The 22176-nt window shown below is 64.4% G+C and carries 18 protein-coding genes; 16 read left to right on the forward strand and 2 right to left on the reverse strand.

Annotated elements, in window-relative coordinates:
- Positions 1-5 precede the first annotated feature (5 nt).
- Positions 6-884: a GNAT family N-acetyltransferase gene (locus tag K0P03_RS00125; RefSeq protein ID WP_050742645.1), complete on the forward strand. Its 879-nt coding sequence runs from the start codon at positions 6-8 to the stop codon at positions 882-884.
- A 134-nt stretch (positions 885-1018) separates the two neighbouring features.
- Here the strand turns inward: K0P03_RS00125 and K0P03_RS00130 are convergent, their stop codons facing one another.
- Positions 1019-3304, reverse strand: a complete 2286-nt coding sequence (locus K0P03_RS00130; protein ID WP_272788574.1) for an NADP-dependent malic enzyme — start codon at positions 3302-3304, stop codon at positions 1019-1021.
- 114 nt (positions 3305-3418) lie between these two features.
- Here K0P03_RS00130 and mutS point away from each other — a divergent pair, with 114 nt between their 5' ends.
- The 3 genes from mutS (at position 3419) to murJ (ending at position 10685) form a co-directional block, all read left to right on the forward strand.
- Positions 3419-6157, forward strand: coding sequence for a DNA mismatch repair protein MutS (mutS, locus tag K0P03_RS00135; RefSeq protein ID WP_272788575.1), 2739 nt, complete (start codon positions 3419-3421; stop codon positions 6155-6157).
- 95 nt (positions 6158-6252) lie between these two features.
- A complete protein-coding gene (locus K0P03_RS00140; RefSeq protein WP_272790426.1) occupies positions 6253-9096 on the forward strand; it encodes a [protein-PII] uridylyltransferase in 2844 nt (947 codons plus the stop codon).
- Positions 9093-10685 carry a murein biosynthesis integral membrane protein MurJ gene (gene murJ, locus K0P03_RS00145; protein ID WP_272788576.1) on the forward strand — a complete coding sequence of 531 codons (1593 nt, stop codon included), beginning with the start codon at positions 9093-9095 and terminating at the stop codon, positions 10683-10685. The genes K0P03_RS00140 and murJ overlap by 4 nt, the downstream gene beginning before the upstream one ends.
- A 5-nt stretch (positions 10686-10690) precedes the next feature.
- On the opposite strand, the gene K0P03_RS00150 is transcribed toward murJ, so the two are convergent.
- Positions 10691-11164, reverse strand: a complete 474-nt coding sequence (locus tag K0P03_RS00150; RefSeq protein WP_272788577.1) for a YcbK family protein — start codon at positions 11162-11164, stop codon at positions 10691-10693.
- Between the two features lie 278 nt (positions 11165-11442).
- Here K0P03_RS00150 and trpS point away from each other — a divergent pair, with 278 nt between their 5' ends.
- The 12 genes from trpS (at position 11443) to lnt (ending at position 22100) form a co-directional block, all read left to right on the forward strand.
- On the forward strand, positions 11443-12510 hold the full coding sequence (gene trpS / locus K0P03_RS00155; RefSeq protein WP_272788578.1) for a tryptophan--tRNA ligase: 1068 nt from the start codon (positions 11443-11445) through the stop codon (positions 12508-12510).
- Positions 12511-12546: 36 nt separating this feature from the next.
- Positions 12547-13038, forward strand: coding sequence for a universal stress protein (locus K0P03_RS00160; protein ID WP_050742641.1), 492 nt, complete (start codon positions 12547-12549; stop codon positions 13036-13038).
- Positions 13039-13137: 99 nt separating this feature from the next.
- The gene (locus tag K0P03_RS00165; RefSeq protein WP_023515882.1) at positions 13138-13707 is read left to right on the forward strand and encodes a NifU family protein; all 570 of its coding nucleotides are present in this window, start codon (positions 13138-13140) and stop codon (positions 13705-13707) included.
- A gap of 30 nt (positions 13708-13737) precedes the next feature.
- Positions 13738-14385, forward strand: a complete 648-nt coding sequence (gene tsaB, locus K0P03_RS00170; RefSeq protein WP_272788579.1) for a tRNA (adenosine(37)-N6)-threonylcarbamoyltransferase complex dimerization subunit type 1 TsaB — start codon at positions 13738-13740, stop codon at positions 14383-14385.
- Positions 14386-14389: 4 nt separating this feature from the next.
- Positions 14390-14884, forward strand: a complete 495-nt coding sequence (locus tag K0P03_RS00175; protein WP_272788580.1) for a GNAT family N-acetyltransferase — start codon at positions 14390-14392, stop codon at positions 14882-14884.
- Between the two features lie 39 nt (positions 14885-14923).
- Entirely contained in the window at positions 14924-15349 is a 426-nt protein-coding gene (locus tag K0P03_RS00180; protein WP_023515885.1) for a Fur family transcriptional regulator, read from the forward strand.
- Between the two features lie 96 nt (positions 15350-15445).
- The gene (locus K0P03_RS00185; RefSeq protein ID WP_443020567.1) at positions 15446-16177 is read left to right on the forward strand and encodes a lysophospholipid acyltransferase family protein; all 732 of its coding nucleotides are present in this window, start codon (positions 15446-15448) and stop codon (positions 16175-16177) included.
- Positions 16178-16233: 56 nt separating this feature from the next.
- Entirely contained in the window at positions 16234-17634 is a 1401-nt protein-coding gene (gene miaB / locus K0P03_RS00190) for a tRNA (N6-isopentenyl adenosine(37)-C2)-methylthiotransferase MiaB (RefSeq protein ID WP_272788582.1), read from the forward strand.
- Between the two features lie 27 nt (positions 17635-17661).
- Positions 17662-18714, forward strand: coding sequence for a PhoH family protein (locus K0P03_RS00195; protein ID WP_023515888.1), 1053 nt, complete (start codon positions 17662-17664; stop codon positions 18712-18714).
- A 17-nt stretch (positions 18715-18731) separates the two neighbouring features.
- Positions 18732-19241: an rRNA maturation RNase YbeY gene (ybeY, locus tag K0P03_RS00200; protein WP_024270227.1), complete on the forward strand. Its 510-nt coding sequence runs from the start codon at positions 18732-18734 to the stop codon at positions 19239-19241.
- A gap of 9 nt (positions 19242-19250) precedes the next feature.
- Positions 19251-20402, forward strand: coding sequence for a hemolysin family protein (locus K0P03_RS00205; protein ID WP_272788583.1), 1152 nt, complete (start codon positions 19251-19253; stop codon positions 20400-20402).
- A gap of 114 nt (positions 20403-20516) precedes the next feature.
- Positions 20517-22100 carry an apolipoprotein N-acyltransferase gene (gene lnt, locus K0P03_RS00210; RefSeq protein ID WP_272788584.1) on the forward strand — a complete coding sequence of 528 codons (1584 nt, stop codon included), beginning with the start codon at positions 20517-20519 and terminating at the stop codon, positions 22098-22100.
- Positions 22101-22176: the final 76 nt, after the last annotated feature.

Consider the following 22176-nt stretch of genomic DNA (forward strand, 5'->3'; position numbering starts at 1 on the left):
CTGCCATGACGCTCGACCTCGCCCAGACCATCGCACCGGCAGAGATTCTCCAGAAGACGGCCCCGGCCGCGGGCCGCTCGGGTACGGATGTGCTCGGCCGCATCGGCAATCTCGAAACACGCATCGCCCGTTCGGTCACGGAAATCGACGCAGCCCAGGCCGTGCGCTACCGCGTTTTCGCCGAGGAGATGCAGGCGAAGCTTTCGCCGGACGCCGTTCGCCGCAAGCGCGATATCGATGCCTGGGACATGGTCTGCGACCATCTCCTCGTGCTCGACACCTCGATCGAGGGCGATGCGGAAGAGCAGATCGTCGGCACCTACCGCCTGCTGCGCCAGGACGTCGCCGCGGTCTCCGGCGGTTTCTATTCCCAGTCGGAATTCGACGTCGACGCGCTGATCGCGCGTCATCCGGAAAAGCGCTTCATGGAGCTCGGCCGGTCCTGCGTGCTGCCGGCCTACCGCACCAAACGTACGGTGGAACTGCTCTGGCAGGGCAACTGGGCCTATTCGCTGAAGCACGGCATCGACGTGATGTTCGGCTGCGCCTCCTTCCACGGCATCGTGCCGGAGGAGCATGCGCTGGCGCTATCCTTCCTGCACCACAACGTGCTGGCGAAGGACGAATGGACCGTTTCGGCCCGGCCGGAACTCTTCCGCACCATGGACCTGATGCCGTCGGAAGGTATCGACACGCGCAAGGCGCTGTCGGCATTGCCGCCGCTTATCAAGGGCTATCTGCGCCTTGGCGCGACTGTCGGCAGCGGTGCCGTCGTCGATCACGGCTTCAACACGACGGACGTTCTGATCGTGCTGCCGATCGGCAAGATCTCGGGCCGCTACCTCAACTACTACGGCGCGGATGCCGGGCGTTTCGCCAGCTAAACAGTTTCATTGAAGGTCAGCATAGTCTGATTTGTCGCCCGTTCCCGATCTCCGGGACGGGCGGCTTTTTTGCGTTCGCGGCAGGGGCGAAGGCAAGGCGTTCCCGCAGCGGCGTGCGGGAACGCTCCGGCGTGTCAGACGCCGGAATTATAGGCCGCCAGCGCCGCCATGTTGACGATGTCGCTGTCCTTTGCGCCCATCGAGACGATCTGCACCGACTTGTCGAGACCGACGAGCAGCGGGCCGATCACCGTCGAGCCGCCGAGTTCCTGCAGCATCTTCGTCGAGATCGATGCCGAGTGGAACGCCGGCATGACGAGCACGTTGCCCGGGGCGGAGAGGCGGCAGAACGGATACTGCTCCATGATGCGCGGGTTGAGCGCCACATCGGCCGCCATCTCGCCGTCATACTCGAAATCGACGCGGCGGCGGTCGAGGATCTTCACCGCTTCACGCACCCGTTCAGAGCGCTCGCCAGAGGGGTGGCCGAAGGTGGAGTAGGCAAGCATGGCGACGCGCGGCTCGTAACCGAGGCGGCGGGCGAGACCGGCCGCTTCCTCCGCGATGTCGGCCAGCTCCTCCGAGGAGGGCATGTCGTGCACCGCGGTGTCGGCGACCAGCACGGCACGGCCGCGGCAGAGCGCGAGCGATGCACCGATGACCCGGTGGCCGGGCTTGGCGTCGATGCAGCGGCGCACGTCTTCCAGCGCGGTGGAATAGTTGCGGGTGAGGCCCGTCACCATGCCGTCCGCATCGCCGAGCGCCACCATGCAGGCCGCGAAATGGTTGCGGTCGTTGTGGATCAGGCGCTGGGCGTCGCGATAGAGGAAGCCCTTGCGCTGCAGGCGGGCATAGAGATAGTCGATATAGACGTTGTTGCGCTTGGAGATGCGGGCATTGACCAGCTCGATGCCGGGCCGGTCGAGATCGATGCCGGCACGTTCCGCCGTCTCGCGGATGTGTTCCTCGCGGCCAAGCAGGATGGCGGTGCCGAGCTGCTGGTTGGCATAGGACACGGCGGCGCGCATCATCTGCTCTTCCTCACCCTCCGCAAAGACGACACGCTTCGGCTGGCGGCGCACGCGGGCATAGATCTGCTGGAGCGTCGAGGCGATCGGGTCGCGGCGTGCCCTGAGGTCACGAGCGTAGGCGTCGAGGTCGGAGATGTTCTTGCGCGCGACGCCGGTTTCCATCGCGGCCTTGGCGACGGCGACGGGGATCGCCGAGATGAGGCGCGGATCGAAGGGCACGGGAATGATGTACTGCGCGCCGAAACGCGGGCGCACGCCCTGATAGGCGGCGGCGACGTCATCTGGCACGTCTTCCTTGGCGAGATGGGCAAGCGCCTCGGCCGCAGCGATCTTCATCGCGTCGTTGATCGTGGAGGCGCGCACGTCGAGCGCGCCGCGGAAGATGTAGGGGAAGCCGAGGACGTTGTTGACCTGGTTCGGGTAGTCCGAGCGGCCGGTCGCCACGATCGCGTCATCGCGGATGCGGGCGACCTCTTCCGGGGTGATTTCCGGGTCGGGATTGGCCATGGCAAAGATGATCGGCCGCGGCGCCATGGAGCGGATCATCTCCTCCGAAAGCGCGCCCTTGGCCGAAAGGCCGAAGACAACGTCGGCGCCTTCCATGGCTTCGGTGAGCGTACGGCGGTCGGTCTTGACCGCGTGGGCGGACTTCCACTGGTTCATGCCGTCTTCGCGGCCCTGGTAGATGACGCCCTTGGTGTCGCAGAGAATGACGTTTTCGGGCGAAAAGCCCATTGCCTTGATGAGTTCGATACAGGCGATGGCGGCTGCGCCCGCGCCGTTGCAGACGAGCTTCGTCGTCTTGAAGTCGCGGCCGGTCAGCGCCAGCGCGTTGATAAGGCCGGCGGCAGCGATGATGGCGGTGCCGTGCTGGTCGTCGTGGAAGACCGGGATGTCCATCAGTTCGCGCAGGCGCTGCTCGATGATGAAGCAGTCGGGTGCCTTGATGTCCTCGAGGTTGATACCGCCGAAGGAGGGGCCGAGGTAGCGCACGCAGTTGATGAATTCGTCGACATTTTCGGTATCGACCTCGAGGTCGATCGAATCGACATCGGCAAAGCGCTTGAAGAGCACCGACTTGCCTTCCATGACCGGCTTGGAGGCGAGAGCGCCGAGATTGCCGAGGCCGAGGATGGCGGTGCCGTTGGAGATGACAGCGACCATGTTGCCGCGTGTCGTATAGTCGTAGGCGGTCGCCGGATCCGCAGCGATGGCCTTCACCGGTACCGCGACGCCCGGCGAATAGGCCAGCGAAAGGTCGCGCTGTGTCGCCATCGGCTTGGTCGGCGTGATCTCGAGCTTTCCGGGGCGCCCGGACGAGTGGAAATCCAGTGCCTCCGTGTCGGTGACTGTTGCCCTCTGGCGGTCGGATTTGTCGGTTCCCGGCATGCTTCCCCCTTCACACTCCTGTGGGCGATAGGCCCATAACTCCTCGCAGGTGTTGTTTTCTATAGCGCCCCGTGGCTAGGGTGACACCTCTTTTTTAGGAAGAACTGACTCTCCGTGAACGATCAGATCGTGCGTCCGAACGATATACTGTCGACGGCAGACCTTGCCACTGACGAAAGCCGCGCATCGGCAACGCCGATGATGGAGCAGTATATCGAAATCAAGGCGGCCAACCCGGACAGCATGCTGTTCTACCGCATGGGTGATTTCTACGAGCTGTTCTTCCAGGACGCCGTGGACGCCGCCCGCGCGCTCGGTATCACACTGACGAAGCGCGGCCAGCATATGGGGCTCGATATCCCCATGTGCGGCGTGCCCGTCCACGCCGCGGACGACTATCTGCAGAGACTGATTTCGCTCGGCTTCCGTGTCGCCGTGTGCGAGCAGGTCGAAGACCCGGCGGAGGCGAAGAAGCGCGGTTCGAAATCCGTCGTGCGGCGCGATGTCGTGCGCCTCGTCACGCCGGGCACGCTGACCGAGGAGAAGCTGCTCTCGCCTTCCGACGCCAATTACCTGATGGCCGTCGCCCGCATTCGCGGTGGGGCTGAGCCCTCGATGGCTCTTGCCTGGATCGATATTTCGACCGGCATTTTCCGGCTTTCGGAAACCAGCCAGAGCCAGCTTCTTGCCGATATCCTGCGCATCGAGCCGCGCGAACTGATCGTGCCGGACACCGTGTTCTACGATCCGGAATTCCGCCCGGCACTCGACGTGCTCGGCCGCGTGGCCGTGCCGCAGCCGGCCGTGCTCTTCGACAGCGCGACGGCGGAAGGCCGCATCGCCCGCTATTTCGGCGTCTCTACGCTCGACGGTTTCGGGACCTTCTCTCGCGCGGAACTCGCCGCGGCGTCGGCGGCCGTCGCCTATGTGGAAAAGACACAGATCGCCGAGCGCCCGCCGCTCGGCCGGCCGGAGCGGGAAAGCTCCGCCTCCACGCTCTTCATCGATCCGGCGACGCGCGCCAATCTCGAACTGGTGCGCACCCTGTCCGGCGAGCGTTCCGGCACGCTCCTGAAAGCGATCGACCGCACGGCGACAAGTGGCGGTGCGCGCCTTCTCGCCGAGCGGTTGATGTCGCCGCTGACCGATCCGGACACGGTCAACGCGCGGCTCGATTCGATTGGGGCACTTGGTGACAGGCCCTCCTTCTCGGAGGATCTGCGCGCGGTGCTGAAGCGGCTGCCCGACATGCCGCGCGCCCTGTCGCGCATTGCGCTCGGCCGGGGCGGGCCGCGCGATCTCGGCGCGATCCTGCAGGGCCTTTCGATCTCCGGCGACGTCGCCCGGTTGATGGGGGGCGAGCAGCTGGACGGCGAGCTCGCCGAGGCAGCGCACGCTGTGGGTGCCCTGCCGCTCGACCTCTCACACAGGCTGGCGGTGATGCTCGCGGACGAGCTGCCGCTCCTCAAGCGCGACGGCGGGTTCATTCGCGAGGGGGCGGATGGTGAACTCGACGAGATGCGGGCACTGCGCGACCAGTCGCGCCGCGTCATTGCCGGGCTGCAGCTGCAATATGCCGAGGAAACGGGCGTCAAGTCGCTGAAGATCAAGCACAACAACGTGCTCGGCTACTTCATCGAGGTCTCCGCCGGCAATGCCTCGGCGCTGACCGACGGCGACGAGGCGAAAGCGCGCTTCATCCACCGCCAGACCATGGCGGGCGCCATGCGTTTCACCACGACGGTGCTGTCCGAGCTGGAAACGAAGATCGCCAACGCCGCCGACCGGGCGCTTGCCATCGAGCTTGCTGCGTTCAACGACCTCGTCGATGCGGTGGTGGCGGAAGCCGAGGCCATCAAGGCGGCCGCGCGGGCGCTCGCCGTCGTCGATGTCTCTGCCGCGCTTGCGGCACTCGCCGAGGAGCAGGCCTATTGCCGGCCCATCGTGGATCGCTCCACGATGTTCGCCATTGTCGGCGGGCGGCATCCGGTGGTCGAGCAGGCGTTGCGCCGCCAGCAGGCCGCCGCCTTCGTCGCCAATTCCTGTGATCTCTCGCCCTCTGATGGCAAGGGCCACGGCGCGATCTGGCTGCTCACCGGCCCGAACATGGGCGGTAAGTCGACCTTCCTGCGCCAGAACGCGCTCATCGCCATCCTTGCCCAAATGGGGGCCTATGTGCCGGCCGAAAGCGCCCATATCGGCGTCGTCGACCGGCTCTTCTCGCGCGTCGGCGCGTCGGACGACCTTGCCCGCGGCCGCTCTACCTTCATGGTGGAAATGGTTGAGACGGCGGCAATCCTCAACCAGGCGACCGACCGCTCGCTTGTCATCCTTGATGAGATCGGCCGCGGCACGGCGACCTTCGACGGTCTTTCGATCGCCTGGGCCGCCGTCGAGCACCTGCATGAAGCCAATCGCTGCCGTGGTCTCTTCGCCACGCATTTCCACGAGCTGACGGTGCTGTCGGAAAAGCTCGGCCGTCTTTCCAACGCCACAATGCGCGTCAAGGAATGGGACGGCGACGTGATCTTCCTGCACGAGGTCGGCCCGGGCGCGGCGGACCGCTCCTACGGCATCCAGGTGGCACGCCTTGCAGGCCTGCCGCCATCGGTGGTCTCGCGCGCCAAGGATGTGCTGGCCAAGCTGGAGGATGCGGACCGCAAGAATCCGGCAAGCCAGCTCATCGACGATCTGCCGCTGTTCCAGGTCGCGGTGCGCCGCGAGGAGATCCAGCGCAGCTCCGGCCCGTCGAAGGTGGAGACGCTGGTGAAGGACCTCAACCCGGACGACATGACGCCGCGCGAGGCGCTCGATGCCCTCTATGCGCTGAAGAAAGAACTTGGCAATCGCTAGCGCCTGAGGTCATTGTCCTCGCCTGCGGAAAGGGTCTATAGCGCATGCGAACCGAACGGGCGATCGACGAGAAGCGGGACGCAGGCCGGCATCCGATGGAAAAGAAGCTCCTGGCGCCGGCCGATTCCGGACTGATCGACGTGCCCGCGCTGCGCGCCAGATGCGAATTCATCGCCAGCACCAATGCCGACTACCGCGACCGCATGCGCCGCGAGTTGCTCGCCGAGTTCAAGAAGGTGAACACTGTCGGCCGCGAACGGGCGCGCGAACTGCTCTTTGCCGATGGCAGCGGCCTGCAATGCGCCGCACGCATTTCCTGGCTGCAGGACCAGCTGATCGCCGTCCTGCACGATTTTGCGCTCAACCACGTCTTCAGCGCCGGCCAGGCATCGCCCGCCGCGCGTATCACGGTGACGGCCGTCGGCGGCTACGGCCGTGGCACACTGGCGCCGGGCTCGGACATCGACCTGCTCTTTTTGCTGCCCGCAAAACCGGCCGCCTGGAGCGAGCCCGCCATCGAGTTCATGCTCTACATCCTTTGGGATCTCGGTTTCAAGGTCGGTCATGCGACGCGCAACCTGGAGGAATGCATCCAGCTTTCCAAGGGTGACATGACGATCCGAACAGCGATCCTCGAGGCGCGCTACATCTGCGGCTCGGTGGCCCTGTTCGAAGATCTTGCCGTTCGTTTCGACCGCGAGATCGTGCGGGGCACCGGCCCGGAATTCATCGCCGCCAAGCTTGCAGAGCGCGACGAGCGCCATCGCAAGGCCGGCGATACGCGCTACCTCGTCGAACCGAACGTCAAGGAAGGCAAGGGCGGGCTGCGCGACCTGCACACGCTGTTCTGGATCGCCAAGTATTTCTATCATATCCGCGACCCCGCCGAGCTGGTGAAGCTCGGTGTCCTCTCGCGCCAGGAATACAAGCTCTTCCAGAAGGCCGACGACTTTCTCTGGGCGGTTCGCTGCCACATGCATTTCCTGACGGGAAAGGCGGAGGAGCGGCTTTCCTTCGATATCCAGCGCGAAATTGCCGAATGCCTCGGCTACCAGCCACATCCCGGCCTTTCGGCGGTCGAGCGCTTCATGAAACACTATTTTCTGGTTGCGAAGGACGTCGGCGACCTGACGCGCATCTTCTGCGCCACGCTGGAGGACCAGCAGGCCAAGGAAGCACCCGGCATCACCGCCGTCATCAGCCGTTTCACCCGCCGCACGCGCAAGATCGCCGGCACGCTGGATTTCCTTGAGGATCGCGGGCGCATCACCATCGCCGACCCTGACGTTTTCAAGCGCGATCCCGTCAACCTGATCCGGCTCTTCCACATCGCCGACATCAACGGGCTGGAGTTCCACCCCGATGCGCTGAAGCAGGTCACGCGCTCGCTGAAACTCGTCAATGCGGCGCTACGGGAGAACGAGGAGGCCAACCGCCTCTTCCTGTCTATCCTCACCTCGCCGCGCGATCCCGCGCTCATCCTGCGCCGCATGAACGAGGCGGGCGTGCTCGGCCGGTTCATTCCGGATTTCGGCAAGATCGTCGCGATGATGCAGTTCAACATGTATCATCACTACACGGTCGACGAGCACCTGATCCGTGCCGTCGGCGTACTGGCGGATATCGACCAGGGGCGCGAGAAGGATGCCCATCCGCTGAGCTACCAGCTGATGCCCAGCATCGAGGACCGCATCTCGCTCTATGTCGCCGTGCTGCTGCACGACATCGCCAAGGGCCGGCCGGAGGACCATTCCGAGGCGGGCGCCAAGGTTGCGCGCAAGCTCTGCCCGCGCTTCGGGCTCTCGCCGAAGCAGACGGAACTCGTCGTCTGGCTGATCGAGGAGCACCTGACCATGTCGATGGTCGCGCAGACCCGCGACCTCAACGACCGCAAGACCATCGTCGACTTCGCCGAGAAGGTGCAATCGCTGGAACGGCTGAAGATGCTACTCGTGCTGACGGTCTGCGACATCCGCGCCGTCGGCCCGGGCGTGTGGAACGGCTGGAAGGGCCAGCTGCTGCGCACGCTCTATTACGAGACCGAACTCCTGATCTCCGGCGGCTTTTCCGAGTTGTCGCGCAAGGAACGCGCCCATGCCGCGCGCGAAATCCTCTCCGGCGCGCTTCCGGCCGACTGGAGCCAGAAGGACCGCAAGACCTATACGCGCCTGCACTACGATCCCTACCTGCTGACGGTCTCGCTCGAAGATCAGGTGCGCCATGCCGCCTTCATCCGCGAGGCGGACAAGGCGGAGCAGCCACTGGCGACGACGGTGCGCACCCACTCCTTCCACGCCATCACGGAAATTACCGTGCTCTCGCCCGACCATCCGCGCCTCCTGACGGTGATCGCCGGAGCCTGCGCGGCGGCGGGGGCCAACATCGTCGATGCGCAGATCTTCACCACCTCCGATGGCCGGGCGCTCGACACGATCCTCGTCAACCGCGAGTTCCCGAACGATGCCGACGAGATGCGCCGGGCCGGCACGATCGGCCGGATGATCGAGGATGTGCTCTCCGGCCGCAAGCGCCTGCCCGAGGTGATCGCCACCCGCACGAAGAGCCGCAAGCGCAACCGGACCTTCACCGTCTCTCCGGCGGTGACGATCTCCAACACGCTGTCGAACAAGTTCACGGTTATCGAGATCGAGTGCCTTGACCGTCCCGGCCTCCTGTCCGAGGTGACGGCGGTGCTGTCGGACCTCTCGCTCGACATCGCCTCGGCCCATATCACCACCTTCGGCGAGAAGGTCATCGACACCTTCTACGTCACCGACCTCGTCGGCCAGAAGGTCACCAACGACAACCGGCAGGCCAACATCGCCGCGCGGCTGAAGGCCGTCATGGCGGACGAGGCGGACGAGCTGCGCGACCGCATGCCGCCCGGCATGATCGCACCCGTTGCCGCCACGCCGAAGAGGATCAGGACGGAACAATGAGTCTGGTGAAGAAATTCGCGACCGTGGGCGGCGCGACGCTGGGCAGCCGCGTGCTCGGCTTTGCGCGCGAAACCCTGATGGCGGCCGCGCTCGGCACCGGGCCGATGGCCGACGCCTTCTATGCCGCCTTCCGCTTCCCGAACCTCTTCCGGCGCCTCTTCGCCGAAGGCGCCTTCAACGCCGCCTTCGTGCCGCTCTTCGCCAAGGAGATCGAGGCCGGCGGCATCGACGGCGCGAAGCGTTTTTCCGAGGAGGTCTTCGGTGTCCTCTTCTCCATTCTCCTGATGCTGACCATTGCGATGGAGCTGCTGATGCCGCTCATCGTTGCCTGGATCATCGCGCCGGGTTTCGTGGGGGACGCGGAAAAGTTTGACGTGACGGTGAAGCTCGCCGTCGTCATGTTCCCCTATCTCATGTGCATGTCGCTGACGGCGATGCTGTCGGGCATGCTGAATTCGCTGCATCACTATTTCGCCGCCGCCGTCGCGCCGGTCTTCCTCAACGTGGTGCTGATCGGCGCGCTTGGCTATGGGCTCTGGCAGGGCGCCTCGCCGCTGGAAACGGCCTGGTATCTCTCCTGGGGCGTGCTGGCCGCCGGTCTCCTGCAGATGGCCGTGCTCTATGCGGGTGTGCGCCATGCCGGCATGAAGATCGGCTTTCGCCGGCCGCGCATGACGCCGAACGTCAAGCGCCTGCTCTGGCTTGCCTTCCCGGCGGCCGTGACGGGCGGCATCACCCAGATCAACCAGCTGATCGGCCAGATGATCGCCTCCACCAAAGACGGTGCCATCGCCGCGTTGCAATATGCCGACCGCGTCTACCAGCTTCCGCTCGGCGTCGTCGGCATCGCCGTCGGCGTCGTGCTGCTGCCGGAACTGGCCCGCGCGCTGAAGGGCGGGCAGGAGCGGGAGGCGGGCAACCTGCAGAACCGTTCGCTGGAATTCGTGCTCTTCCTGACGCTGCCGGCCGCCGGCGCCATCTGGGTCATCTCCGACGAGATCGTGCGCGTGCTCTACGAGCGCGGTGCCTTCAGCCCGGAAACCACCTCCATCGTGGCGGGAACGCTCGCCATCTACGGGCTCGGCCTGCCGGGTTTCGTGATGATCAAGGCGCTCAATCCCGGCTTCTTCGCCCGCGAGGATACCAAGACGCCGATGCGCATCACGCTGCTGTCGGTGGTCGTCAACTGCATCCTGGCAGTGTCGCTCTTTCCGCTGTTCTACGAGCGCGGCATCGCCACGGCCGAGGCGGTCTCCGGCTGGCTGACGGCGGTGCTTCTCTTCGTCACGCTGGTGCGGCGCGGTCACTGGCCGCTGGAAAAGGCACTGCTCTGGCGCGTCGCGCGCCTGCTTGCCGCGACCGTCGTCATGGCCGTCGTGCTCGACTACGCTTCCCTCCATTTCGCTGATCGCCTTTCATCCGCCGCACCGCTCTACGAGCAGCTGATGGCGCTCGGCCTGCTGATCGCCCTTGCCATGGTGGTCTATTTCTCCGTTGCCTTCCTCATCGGCGGCGCGGATCTCGGCATGATCCGGCGCAATCTCAAGCGCAAGGCCAAGGCCACGCAGAGCGAGGAAAGCGCGGAATAGACGCCTCAGCGTGTTGCGAACCGGGCACGCCTGGCAAGGCGTGCCAACCCGCGGCAATAGTGCCAGCTGCGTCTCGGCCCGACATCGACATGCACGATCCCGTTGCAGTAGGTGCCGATGCCGCCGATGGCCGGCGCGGATCTTGCGGCCGCGACGATCCGCTTCACCGATACGCCCGGCACGCGGATATCGGCGGCGAGGCATTTGCGATGCAGCGATCCCTTGCGCCCGGCAGAGCGATGGCCGGACGTGACGAGCGGTCTTCGACCGACCTGCCGGGCGATGTGGGACAGGATGCCCCGCAGCTTACCGGGGAAACATCGGTGCCGCACGCGCGGCGTCTGGACGGTGTAGATCTTCGCCGCGCCCCTCTCGGTTCTTGCGGCATGTTTGTGCTTGCCACTTGCCGTGGCTTCGCTCGCGAAGAACGAAGTCAGCGCCATCATGCAGGCAAGCAGGGTCGAACAGCTTTTTAGCATGGCACACTCCGGTTTGCGCCTTTGCGTCGAAACGCGGCTTGTCAAAACCTGTGTCCCTGATCCCCGCGGGGAGAGAAGGCCCGGAAAGTGTCATTTATGAGGAGCCTCTGATGGGCCGTTTCCCCGGCCGCGCAGGGGCGGTCTTGATCGCGGTCGCTCTGCCGTGCATAAGCGGCGCGTATTTTTTTATGCAGTTCCGGCCGGAAAGCCGCTTCGCCGTTTCCCGGAATTGCTTCACCAACGGAACCAGGCCTTCCACCCGCCTGAAGGATATCGCCATGAGCGCATTCAAGCCCCTCGTCTTCTCCGGCGTGCAGCCGACAGGAAACCTCCATCTCGGCAACTATCTCGGCGCGATCCGCAAGTTCGTCGCCCTGCAGGAAGACAACGACTGCATCTATTGCGTGGTCGACCTGCACGCGATCACCGCGCAGCTCGTGCATGAGGATATGCGCGGCCAGATCCGCTCGATTGCCGCGGCCTTCATCGCCTCCGGCATCGACCCGAAGAAGCACATCGTCTTCAACCAGTCGGCCGTGCCGCAGCACGCCGAGTTGGCCTGGATCTTCAATTGCGTGGCGCGCATCGGCTGGATGGAGCGCATGACCCAGTTCAAGGACAAGACGGGTGGCAAGAATGCCGAACAGGTCTCGCTCGGGCTGCTCGCCTATCCGAGTCTGATGGCCGCCGACATTCTCGTCTACCGTGCCACCCATGTGCCGGTCGGCGACGATCAGAAGCAGCACCTGGAGCTGACCCGCGATATCGCGCAGAAGTTCAACATCGATTTCGGCAGCCATATCCGCAAGGCCGGTACCGGTGTCGATATCGTCGTCGGCGAGGAACCCGTGCATGCCTATTTCCCGATGGTCGAGCCGCTGATCGGCGGCCCGGCACCGCGCGTCATGAGCCTGCGCGACGGCACCAAGAAGATGTCGAAGTCGGATGCATCCGATCTCTCGCGCATCAACCTCACCGATGATGCCGACACGATCTCCAAGAAGATCCGCAAGGCCAAGACGGATCCGGATGCCTTGCCGAGTGAAACCGAGGGCCTGAAGGGTCGTCCGGAAGCGGAGAACCTCGTCGGCATCTATGCCGCGCTCTCCGACAAGTCCAAGGCGGAGATTCTCGCCGAGTTCGGCGGCCAGCAGTTTTCTGTCTTCAAGCCGGCGCTTATCGACCTCGCGGTCAATGTTCTCTCGCCCATCACGGACGAAATGCGCCGCCTGATGGACGATACCAGCCATATCGACGGCATCCTGCGTGACGGTGGCGAAAGAGCGCGGGCGCGGGCCGAAAAAACCATGAAGGAAGTTCGCGACATCATCGGTTTTGTGCAGTAAGGTCGCCTCGAAACGTCCTTGAGAGAAGGGGGCCGTATGGTTTCTCGACGACTTTCCCGCCTTGAAGGCCACCGCCGGAAATTCCTGGCGGTCATCGACGACACGCCGGAATGCCAGCGCGCCGTCCACTATGCGGGAATGCGGGCGAAGAACTCCAACGGCGGCGTCGTTCTGCTCTATGTGATCGCCAACGGTGATTTCCAGCAATGGCTGGGCGTCGAGGAGATCATGCGGGCCGAAGCGCGCGAAGAGGCCGAATCCGTGCTGGCCAAGGCGGCACAGGCCCTGCGCGAATCGGTCGGCATCGAGTCGGAAACAGTGATCCGGGAAGGTGTTGCCAGCGAGCAGATCAACGGGCTGATCGAGGAAGACAGGGATGTCGCCATCCTCGTGCTCGCCGCCGGCTCCGCCAAGGAAGGGCCGGGGCCGCTGGTCTCCTCGCTCGCCAGCCGCGGCCAGGCCTTCCCGATTCCGGTGACGGTCATTCCGGATTCGCTTTCGGACGAGGAACTGGACGCGCTGAGCTGATCTCCAGCCTTGAAGAGCGGTACGGAAACGCCTATCTTCTTTTGAATAATTCTAAATATTCTGGCCGGTCGGCGAGCGCCCGGCCGCACGGAGAGAAAGATGTTCATCCAGACCGAAGCGACGCCGAACCCGGCGACCCTGAAATTCCTGCCGGGCAAGGTGGTGCTGGAAACCGGCACCGCCGAATTCCGCGACGAGACGGAAGCACGCGCCGCCTCGCCGCTGGCCGCCCGCCTGTTTGCCGTTCCCGGCGTCAAGAGCGTGTTCCTCGGCTATGACTTCATTACCGTCACCAAGGACAACGCCGACTGGCAGCACATGAAGCCGGCGATCCTCGGCAATATCATGGAACACTTCATGTCCGGCCAGCCGGTCATGGCAAGCGGCGCGCTCGGCGGCAATGAAGGCGATGAGGACGAATTCTTCGACGACGGCGACGAAACGATCGTCGCCACCATCAAGGAGCTGCTCGACAGCCGCGTGCGCCCGGCCGTGGCCCAGGACGGCGGCGACATCACCTTCAAGGGGTTCCGTGACGGCGTCGTCTATCTCAACATGAAGGGAGCCTGTTCGGGTTGCCCGTCCTCGACGGCGACGCTGAAGCACGGCGTGCAGAACCTTCTTCGTCATTTCGTACCGGAAGTGCAGGAAGTTGAAGCCGTCATGTAAGGCCTGCCCCGCAACGCGCCGGTGCCCGCCATGATCGTTCTTGCGATCGACACGGCGGGTACGGGTTGCCATGCGGCGCTCTATGACCCTGATGAAGACCGGATCCTCGGCGCCGCTGGCGCCGATATCGGCCGCGGCCACGCCGAGCGGCTTATGGAATTCGTCGATGCGGCGTTTGATGCCGCCGGCCTCACCTTCAAGGATATCGGCCGGATCGCGGTCGCCATCGGCCCCGGCTCCTTTACCGGCATCCGTGTCGGCGTGGCGGCGGCGCGCGGCCTTGCGCTGGCGCTCGGCGTCCCCGCCGTCGGTGTTTCCACCCTGTCGGCGCTTGCGGCCGACTATCGGGCCACCTCACCACTGCTTGTTGCGATGGATGCCAAACGGGGCGAGGTCTACTGGCAGCGTTTTGCCGCCGATGGTACCGCGCTGTCATCACCGACAATCGCCGCCCTCGAAGAGGCGCGCACGTTTGCGGCAGGCCATGACGGTGTGATCGCCGGCTCGGCTTCCTCGCTGCTGCGTGACGGCGCGCAGCCGGGCAGCGACAGTGTCGCCATCGCCACCGTCGCCCGTCTCGGTGCCGGCCTGGACCCTGCGGATCACCCTCCGAAGCCGCTCTATCTGCGCGGTCCCGATGCCAAGCCGCAGGCGGGTTTCGCGATCAAGAGGGCATGACGGCATGTCCTTGAGCGATTACTTCACCCGCAAACCGGCCTTTGACATCTTCCCCCTGGAAACCGCTGATGCCAGCATTGCTGCGGCGCTGCATCGCGCACGTTTTCCCCAGCCTTGGAACGATGGCGAATTCCACTCGCTGCTGCTGCAGGAGCCGGTCTATGGTTTCCTGGCGCTGAAGGAAGGTGCGCTCGGCCGCATGGCCGGCGGCTTCGTGCTGGCCCGTGCCGCAGCGGGGGAGGCGGAGATCCTGACGATCGGCGTCGATGGGCGGTTTTCCCGTGCGGGCCTTGGCTGGCGGCTGATGCAGGCGGCCCTGCGCGAGGCGAAGATGCGCGGTGCCGAAGACATTTTTCTGGAGGTCGACGAAGGCAATGTCGCGGCCCGCGGGCTCTATGCCAAGCTCGGCTTTGCCAAGGTTGGCGAGCGCAAGGCCTATTATGTCGCCGCCGATGGTTACAGATCCACGGCGCTTGTCTTGCGGCGCGATCTTCGCTAGTCCCCTATCGGGGGGCCGAACGAAAGAGGGCAGGATCGCATGTCGGATGTCGAGAAATCGCTGGAAGAGCTTTGTGTCGAGCGCGGCATGCGCATGACCGAGCAGCGCCGCGTGATCGCGCGCGTGCTCGAGGCTTCGGCCGATCACCCGGATGTGGAAGAGCTTTATCGCCGCTCGTCGGCGGTCGATGCGCGCATTTCCATCTCCACCGTCTATCGCACGGTCAAGCTCTTCGAGGACGCCGGCATTATCGAGCGCCACGATTTCCGCGACGGGCGTTCGCGCTATGAGACCGTGCCGGACGAGCATCACGACCATCTCATCGACCTGAAGAGCGGCGAAGTCATCGAGTTCCACTCGCCGGAGATCGAAGCCTTGCAGGAGCGTATTGCCCGCGAACACGGCTTCAAGCTGGTCGATCACCGCCTCGAGCTCTATGGCATTCCGCTCAAGGAGGGCGAGTGAGGCGGATCCCGTTTCCCTTGACCCTCGGCCGGTGATCTCTTGATCGTCTGGCTGCGTCTTGCCTTCGCTTTTCTTGTTCTCGTCGCGGCGACAGTCATCCTGCTGCCCATCCAGCTTGTCGGCCTGCGCTTCAATCTGAAGATCCGCCGTCACGTGCCGCGCCTCTGGCATCGCGTCGCTTGCTGGGGGCTCGGCCTCAGGGTGCGGGTGCATGGCACGCTGGAAACGAAGCGGCCCTTGCTGCTTGCCTCCAACCATGTCTCCTGGAAGGACATCATGGTGCTCGGCTCGGTGGCCGACGTCGTCTACATCGCCAAATCCGAGGTGCGCGGCTGGCCGGTCTTCGGCATTCTCGCCCGTCTCCAGGCAACGATCTTCGTCGAGCGCGAGCAGCGCCAGAAGACCGGCGACCAGGTGGACGAGATCGCGCGGCGCATGGCGGATGGCGAGATCGTCGTGCTTTTCCCGGAAGGAACCACGTCGGACGGCAACCGCCTGCTGGAGATCAAGACGTCGCTCTTCGGCGCTGCCGCGTCCGCCGTGCCTCATGCGCCTGAGGGTGTCGTGTTCATCCAGCCGGTCTCGATCGCCTATACCGGCGTGCACGGCATGGCCATGGGCCGCTTCCACCGCCCGCTTGCCGCCTGGCCGGGCGATATCGAGCTTCTGCCGCATCTCCTCGGCATTGCGCGGGAAGGGGCGGTGGATGTGGATGTCGATTTCGGCGAGCGGGTTGACTATTCCCGCAGCAGCAATCGCAAAGAGGTGAGTCGCACGGTCGAGGCGCGCATTCGCGCCATGCTGGGCGCGCGCCTGCGCGGGCGGTAGAACGGCGGGCGCAACGGGGCTTCATTTTCCGGGGCTTTTCCACTATGGAAGCGGCCATGAGCGAACAATCCGTCCTCCCGCCCGAAGCCAGCGCCACGCCGAGCGTGCGCCCGAACACCCGCAAGGTCTTCGTGAAGACCTATGGCTGTCAGATGAACGTCTATGACAGCGACCGCATGACGGATGCGCTGTCAAAGGACGGCTACCAGGCGACGGACGTGCTGGAAGAGGCCGATCTCGTCCTTCTCAACACCTGTCACATCCGCGAGAAGGCGGCGGAAAAGGTCTATTCCGAACTCGGGCGCCTGCGCGAGATGAAGAAGGCGCGCGCCAAGGACGGCCGCGAAATGGTGATTGGCGTCACCGGCTGTGTCGCCCAGGCCGAAGGCAAGGAAATCCTGCGCCGCGCGCCGGCGGTGGACCTGGTGATCGGACCGCAGACCTACCATCGCCTGCCGGAGGCGCTGCGCCGCGCCAAGGGTGGCGAACGCGTCGTCGAGACGGACTATGCCATCGAGGACAAGTTCGAGCACCTTCCTGCGCCGGAAAAGGCAAGGACCCGCGCCCGTGGCGTCACCGCCTTTCTGACGGTGCAGGAAGGCTGCGACAAGTTCTGTACCTTCTGCGTGGTGCCCTATACGCGTGGTTCGGAAGTCTCCCGTCCGGTTTCACAGATCGTCTCGGAGGCCGAGCGTCTCGTCGAAGGGGGCGTGCGGGAGATCACGCTGCTCGGCCAGAACGTCAATGCCTGGCACGGCCTCGGCCCGGATGGTGGCGAATGGGGCCTTGGCGACCTGCTTTACCGGCTGGCCGAGATCAAGGGCCTTGCGCGCCTGCGGTATACGACCAGCCATCCGCGTGACATGGACGATCGTCTGATCGAGGCCCACCGCGACCTGCCGGCGCTGATGCCTTACCTGCATCTGCCCGTCCAGTCCGGCTCCGACCGCATCCTGAAGGCGATGAACCGGCGCCACACTGCGGCCGAGTATATCGCCCTTATCGAGCGCATTCGCGCCGTCCAGCCGGAGCTGGCGATTTCCGGCGACTTCATCGTCGGCTTCCCCGGCGAGACCGATCAGGACTTCGAGGACACGATGCGCCTCATCGAGGCGGTCGGTTATGCACAGGCATTTTCGTTCAAGTATTCCATCCGCCCCGGTACGCCCGGCGCCGACATGGATGGCCATGTCGCGGAAGACGTTAAGTCGGAACGCCTTGAAAGATTGCAGGCTTTGCTGTTTCAACAGCAGCGCGAATTCGCCCGCGGCTGTGTCGGCAAGGAGATCGACCTGCTTCTGGAGAAGCCCGGCCGCATGCCCGGCCAGCTCGTCGGCCGCTCGCCCTGGCTGCAGCCTGTGAATGTTGATGCAAAACTGTCGGAAATCGGTGACATTATCCGGGTACGAATCACCGATACCGGGCCCAACAGCCTTTTCGCGGAAGCGATCGGTTGACGGGCGGATCGCAAGGAGCCTGACCGCTTGAACGGACACGAATTGACGACGTCATCGCCGCGCCAGTCGAAAAGCCAGACCGACGCCAACCAGTTCGTGCTGACCTTCGAGAACAATCGATACGCGAGCGAGCTCTTCGGTCAGTTCGACCAGAACCTGAAGCTCCTGGAGCAGCGCCTCAACATCGATGCGCGGGCGCGCGGCAATTCCGTTTCCATCTCCGGCGACGTGGTGGCCACAAACCAGGCCCGCCGGGCGCTGGATTATCTCTATGATCGTCTCCAGAAGGGCGGCTCGATCGAGCTTTCCGACGTGGAAGGCGCGATCCGCATGGCGATCGCCGCGGACGACCAGCTTTCGCTGCCGACAATGGAGCGCAAGGCCAAACTCACCATGTCGCAGATCTCCACCCGCAAGAAGACCATCGCCGCCCGCACGCCGACGCAGGATACCTATATCCGCGCGCTGGAGCGCTCCGAGCTCGTCTTCGGTGTCGGCCCGGCCGGCACGGGCAAGACCTATCTCGCCGTCGCCTATGCCGCCCAGCTTCTGGAGCGCGGCGCGGTCGACCGCATCATCCTGTCGCGTCCAGCCGTCGAGGCCGGTGAGCGCCTAGGCTTCCTGCCGGGCGACATGAAGGAGAAGGTCGATCCCTATCTGCGCCCGCTCTATGACGCGCTCTATGACATGATGCCGGGCGACAAGGTCGAACGCGCCATCACGGCCGGCGTCATCGAAATCGCGCCGCTCGCCTTTATGCGCGGCCGTACGCTCGCCAATGCCGCTGTCATCCTCGACGAGGCGCAGAACACGACTTCGATGCAGATGAAGATGTTCCTGACGCGTCTCGGCGAAAACGGCCGCATGATCGTCACGGGTGATCCAAGCCAGGTCGACCTGCCGCGCGGCGTCAAATCCGGCCTCGTCGAAGCCCTGCAGATCCTCAAGGGCGTCGAGGGCGTGTCGGTCGTGCGCTTCAAGGATGTCGACGTGGTCCGCCACCCGATGGTCGCCCGCATCGTGCGGGCCTATGAAGCCCAGACGGCAGTGCAGGACGAAAGCGAGCAGCTGGACCGCTGAGGCGGTCCTCGATCCTCATGAGCGAACTCGACATCCAGATTTCCATCGAAGAGGGCGCATGGCCCTCCGAAGAACGCTTGCTCGACATCAGCGGGCGGGTCCTTGGTGCGGCCGCAAAATTCCTTCGGCGGGAGGAAAAACAACCCTTCCCGAAGACCGGCGCACCGGAAGTCTCGCTCGTTTTCACCAACGACGAAGCCATCCGCGGCATCAATGCGGAATGGCGCAGCCAGGACAAGCCGACCAATGTCCTGTCCTTCCCGGCCTTTCCGCTGACGCCTGGAAAAGTGCCGGGCCCGATGCTCGGCGACATCATCTTCGCCGAGGAAACCCTGACCCGCGAGGCGGCCGATCTCGGCAAGTCCTTCGACGATCATCTCACGCATCTGATGGTGCATGGATTTCTGCATCTCTTCGGCTATGATCATATGGACGATGAAGAAGCGGAAAAAATGGAGGGGCTGGAGACTCGCATTCTTGCCGAGCTTGGCCTATCTGACCCCTACGGGGATGACCCCGATGAATAGTTTGGACCAATGAGCGACTTTAGAAACCAGTCCGTAGCGACGGAAAAGAGCGAGGCGGACGCCTCAAGTCAGGACGAGGCGGGCAGTAGTAGCAGCGCGCCGAAGCCGGAAAGCGGGGGCCGGACATCCTTCTGGTCCCGTGCAGCACGGCTTTGGCGCATGACAGGTGCCTCCAGTCTGCGCAAGGACCTTGCCGAGGCCCTGATGACGGAAGAGAGCGGCGGCGAGCCGACCTTCCTGCCCGAAGAGCGGGCGATGCTGCACAACATTCTTCGTTTCCGCGAGGTGCGGGTCGAGGATGTCATGGTGCCGCGGGCCGATATCGAGGCCGTCGATCAGGACATCACGATTGCCGAACTGATGGTGATCTTTGAGGATTCCGGCCGTTCGCGCATGCCGGTCTACAACGAAAGCCTCGATGATCCGCGAGGCATGGTCCATATCCGCGACCTGCTCGCCTATGTCACCAAGCAGGCTCGCAACAAGCGGCGTACCGGTGCAAGGGCCGCACCCGCCAGTGGCGAGAAGCCGGCCCGCACGCCAAAGGCCGAGTTCGACCTTGGCCGCGTCGATCTGTCGAAGACCGTCGCCGAAGCCGGTATCATCCGTCAGGTTCTTTTCGTGCCGCCTTCCATGCTTGCCGCCGACCTCATGGCACGCATGCAGGCCGACCGCACGCAGATGGCCCTCGTCATCGACGAATACGGCGGCACGGACGGCCTTGCCTCGCTGGAAGACATCGTCGAGATGGTCGTCGGCGATATCGAGGATGAGCACGACGACGACGAAGCCATGATCCAGCGCGTGAGCGACGACGTCTTCATCGCCGATGCCCGTGTCGAACTCGAGGAACTGGCCGAGGCGATCGGCCCGGACTTCGACATCCGCGAACAACTGGAAGACGCCGATACGCTCGGCGGCCTGATCTTCGCTTCGCTTGGTCGCATTCCGGTGCGCGGCGAGGTGGTGCAGGCGGTGCCCGGTTTCGAATTCCATATCCTCGACGCCGACCCGCGTCGCGTCAAACGGGTGCGTGTCACCCGCAAGCGCGCCGGCTCCGTTCGCCGCCGCGAGCGCAAGCCCGAGGGTGAGGGACTGTCCCTTGCCGGCGAGCGGAAAAAATTGCCGGAACAGCAGAACGATGGGGCGAACGCCGAATAGTCGGGCGGCACCTTCGAAAAACGATCTGCGCCTTGTGCCGCCGTGACGCGGGACAAGGCGCTGGTTTTTTGGGAAACTGGCGCGGCTGATTCGGGGACATAAAAAGGGGACAGCATGGAGCGGCTTGCGGGCAGGGTCATGCTCCTGTCTGGGACAAGACGGGCGCTTTTGGCATTTCTTGCGGGCTTGATCGGGGTGCTGGCACTGCCACCCTTCGGCTTCTTTGCGGCGCTGTTCGTCTCCTTCACCTTGCTCGTCTGGTTGCTCGACGGTGCGAGCGCCGCGCCGGAGGCAGGCTTGCTGCGGCGCCTCGCGCCCGCCTTCCGTATCGGCTGGCTCTTCGGTTTCGGTTATTTCGTTGGTGGGCTCTGGTGGCTCGGCAACGCGCTGCTCGTCGAGGCGGACGCCTTCGCGTGGGCGTTGCCGCTCGCCGTATTTGGTCTGCCGGCCTTCCTTGCTCTCTATTACGGCTTTGCGGCGGCGCTCGCCCGCCTCCTCTGGTCGGACGGCATGGGGCGCATCGCGGCGCTCGGCTTTGCTTTCGGCATTGCGGAATGGCTGCGCGGCACGCTGTTCACCGGGTTCCCCTGGAATGCCGTCGGCTATGGAGCGATGCCCGTGCCGTTGCTCATGCAGTCGGCGGGCGTCGTCGGCATAGCCGGTATGAACGCGCTTGCCGTCTTCGTCTTCGCTGCGCCGGCACTGATCGGTACGCGGCGCGGCCGCGGGATCGGCCTGTCGCTCGCCGGTCTGCTGTTCGCTGCTCAGCTCGGTTATGGCTATTATGCCCTTTACCTCGTGCCGGCGCGCGAAGACGAGACGGCCGTCATCCGCCTCGTCCAGCCGGTCATCGATCAGGCGATGAAGCTCGACGACAGCGCGCGCGCGGAAATCTTCGAGCGGCATCTCGCCCTGAGTGTCGCCAAGCCGGCGGAGGGTGGCAAGCGACCTGACATCATCGTCTGGCCGGAGACGTCCATTCCCTTCATCCTGACGGACAATCCCGACGCGCTGGTGCGTATCGCAGCCGTGTTGGAGGATGACCAGATGCTGATCGCCGGTGCCGTGCGCACCGAAAGCGCCGGCTCCGGCAAGGCCCCGCGCTACTACAACTCCATCTATTCCATTGACGGCAAGGGACAGATAACCGGCGCAGCCGACAAGGTGCATCTCGTACCCTTCGGCGAATACATGCCCTTTGCGGAGATGTTCGAAGGTCTCGGCGTCGACGCCGTCGCAATGCCGGGCGGCTTTTCTGCCGCCCGCGAGCCGCAGCTGCTGAGCGCGCTCGGCAAGGGGTTTTATCCGCTGATCTGCTACGAGGCGATTTTCCCCTCGGAGATTACCGGGTCGGCCGATACGGCCGCTGCTCTTCTGAACGTCACCAACGATGCCTGGTTCGGAAGGACGCCCGGCCCCTACCAGCATTTCCAGCAGGCGCAGCTGCGCGCTGTCGAGCGCGGTCTCCCGCTGATTCGCGCCGCCAACAACGGCATTTCTGCCGTGGTGGATGCCAAGGGCAGGGTGGTTGCGGGTCTTGCTCATGACGTTCCGGGCTTTGTTGATGCAACCGTTCCGGGAAGGTTTGCGCCCGGTGAGTTGGCAAAGTGGCGGAATTGGTCGTTTCTGATTGTGCTTGCCGTTCTATTCGTGGCAGCAGGCATTTCTCGCATTGGTTTTGGAAACAGGACGAATTGACCGAAAACCCCTAAAATAGCATAGTGCACGCCGTCGGCGGTTTTCTTGTATTGTGGCGACCTTCAGGGTTTGCGCA

It is taken from the genome of Shinella sp. HY16 (assembly GCF_028534175.1).
Lineage (GTDB): Bacteria > Pseudomonadota > Alphaproteobacteria > Rhizobiales > Rhizobiaceae > Shinella.

Excerpts from the sequence above, each read along its gene's own strand:
- K0P03_RS00125 (WP_050742645.1), top strand. The coding sequence starts at position 6 with ATGACGCTCGACCTCGCCCAGACCATCGCACCGGCAGAGATTCTCCAG.
- K0P03_RS00130 (WP_272788574.1), bottom strand. The coding sequence starts at position 3,304 with ATGCCGGGAACCGACAAATCCGACCGCCAGAGGGCAACAGTCACCGAC.
- K0P03_RS00140 (WP_272790426.1), top strand. The coding sequence starts at position 6,253 with ATGGAAAAGAAGCTCCTGGCGCCGGCCGATTCCGGACTGATCGACGTG.
- murJ (WP_272788576.1), top strand. The coding sequence starts at position 9,093 with ATGAGTCTGGTGAAGAAATTCGCGACCGTGGGCGGCGCGACGCTGGGC.
- K0P03_RS00150 (WP_272788577.1), bottom strand. The coding sequence starts at position 11,164 with ATGCTAAAAAGCTGTTCGACCCTGCTTGCCTGCATGATGGCGCTGACT.
- trpS (WP_272788578.1), top strand. The coding sequence starts at position 11,443 with ATGAGCGCATTCAAGCCCCTCGTCTTCTCCGGCGTGCAGCCGACAGGA.
- K0P03_RS00160 (WP_050742641.1), top strand. The coding sequence starts at position 12,547 with ATGGTTTCTCGACGACTTTCCCGCCTTGAAGGCCACCGCCGGAAATTC.
- K0P03_RS00165 (WP_023515882.1), top strand. The coding sequence starts at position 13,138 with ATGTTCATCCAGACCGAAGCGACGCCGAACCCGGCGACCCTGAAATTC.
- tsaB (WP_272788579.1), top strand. The coding sequence starts at position 13,738 with ATGATCGTTCTTGCGATCGACACGGCGGGTACGGGTTGCCATGCGGCG.
- K0P03_RS00175 (WP_272788580.1), top strand. The coding sequence starts at position 14,390 with ATGTCCTTGAGCGATTACTTCACCCGCAAACCGGCCTTTGACATCTTC.
- K0P03_RS00180 (WP_023515885.1), top strand. The coding sequence starts at position 14,924 with ATGTCGGATGTCGAGAAATCGCTGGAAGAGCTTTGTGTCGAGCGCGGC.
- miaB (WP_272788582.1), top strand. The coding sequence starts at position 16,234 with ATGAGCGAACAATCCGTCCTCCCGCCCGAAGCCAGCGCCACGCCGAGC.
- ybeY (WP_024270227.1), top strand. The coding sequence starts at position 18,732 with ATGAGCGAACTCGACATCCAGATTTCCATCGAAGAGGGCGCATGGCCC.
- K0P03_RS00205 (WP_272788583.1), top strand. The coding sequence starts at position 19,251 with ATGAGCGACTTTAGAAACCAGTCCGTAGCGACGGAAAAGAGCGAGGCG.
- lnt (WP_272788584.1), top strand. The coding sequence starts at position 20,517 with ATGGAGCGGCTTGCGGGCAGGGTCATGCTCCTGTCTGGGACAAGACGG.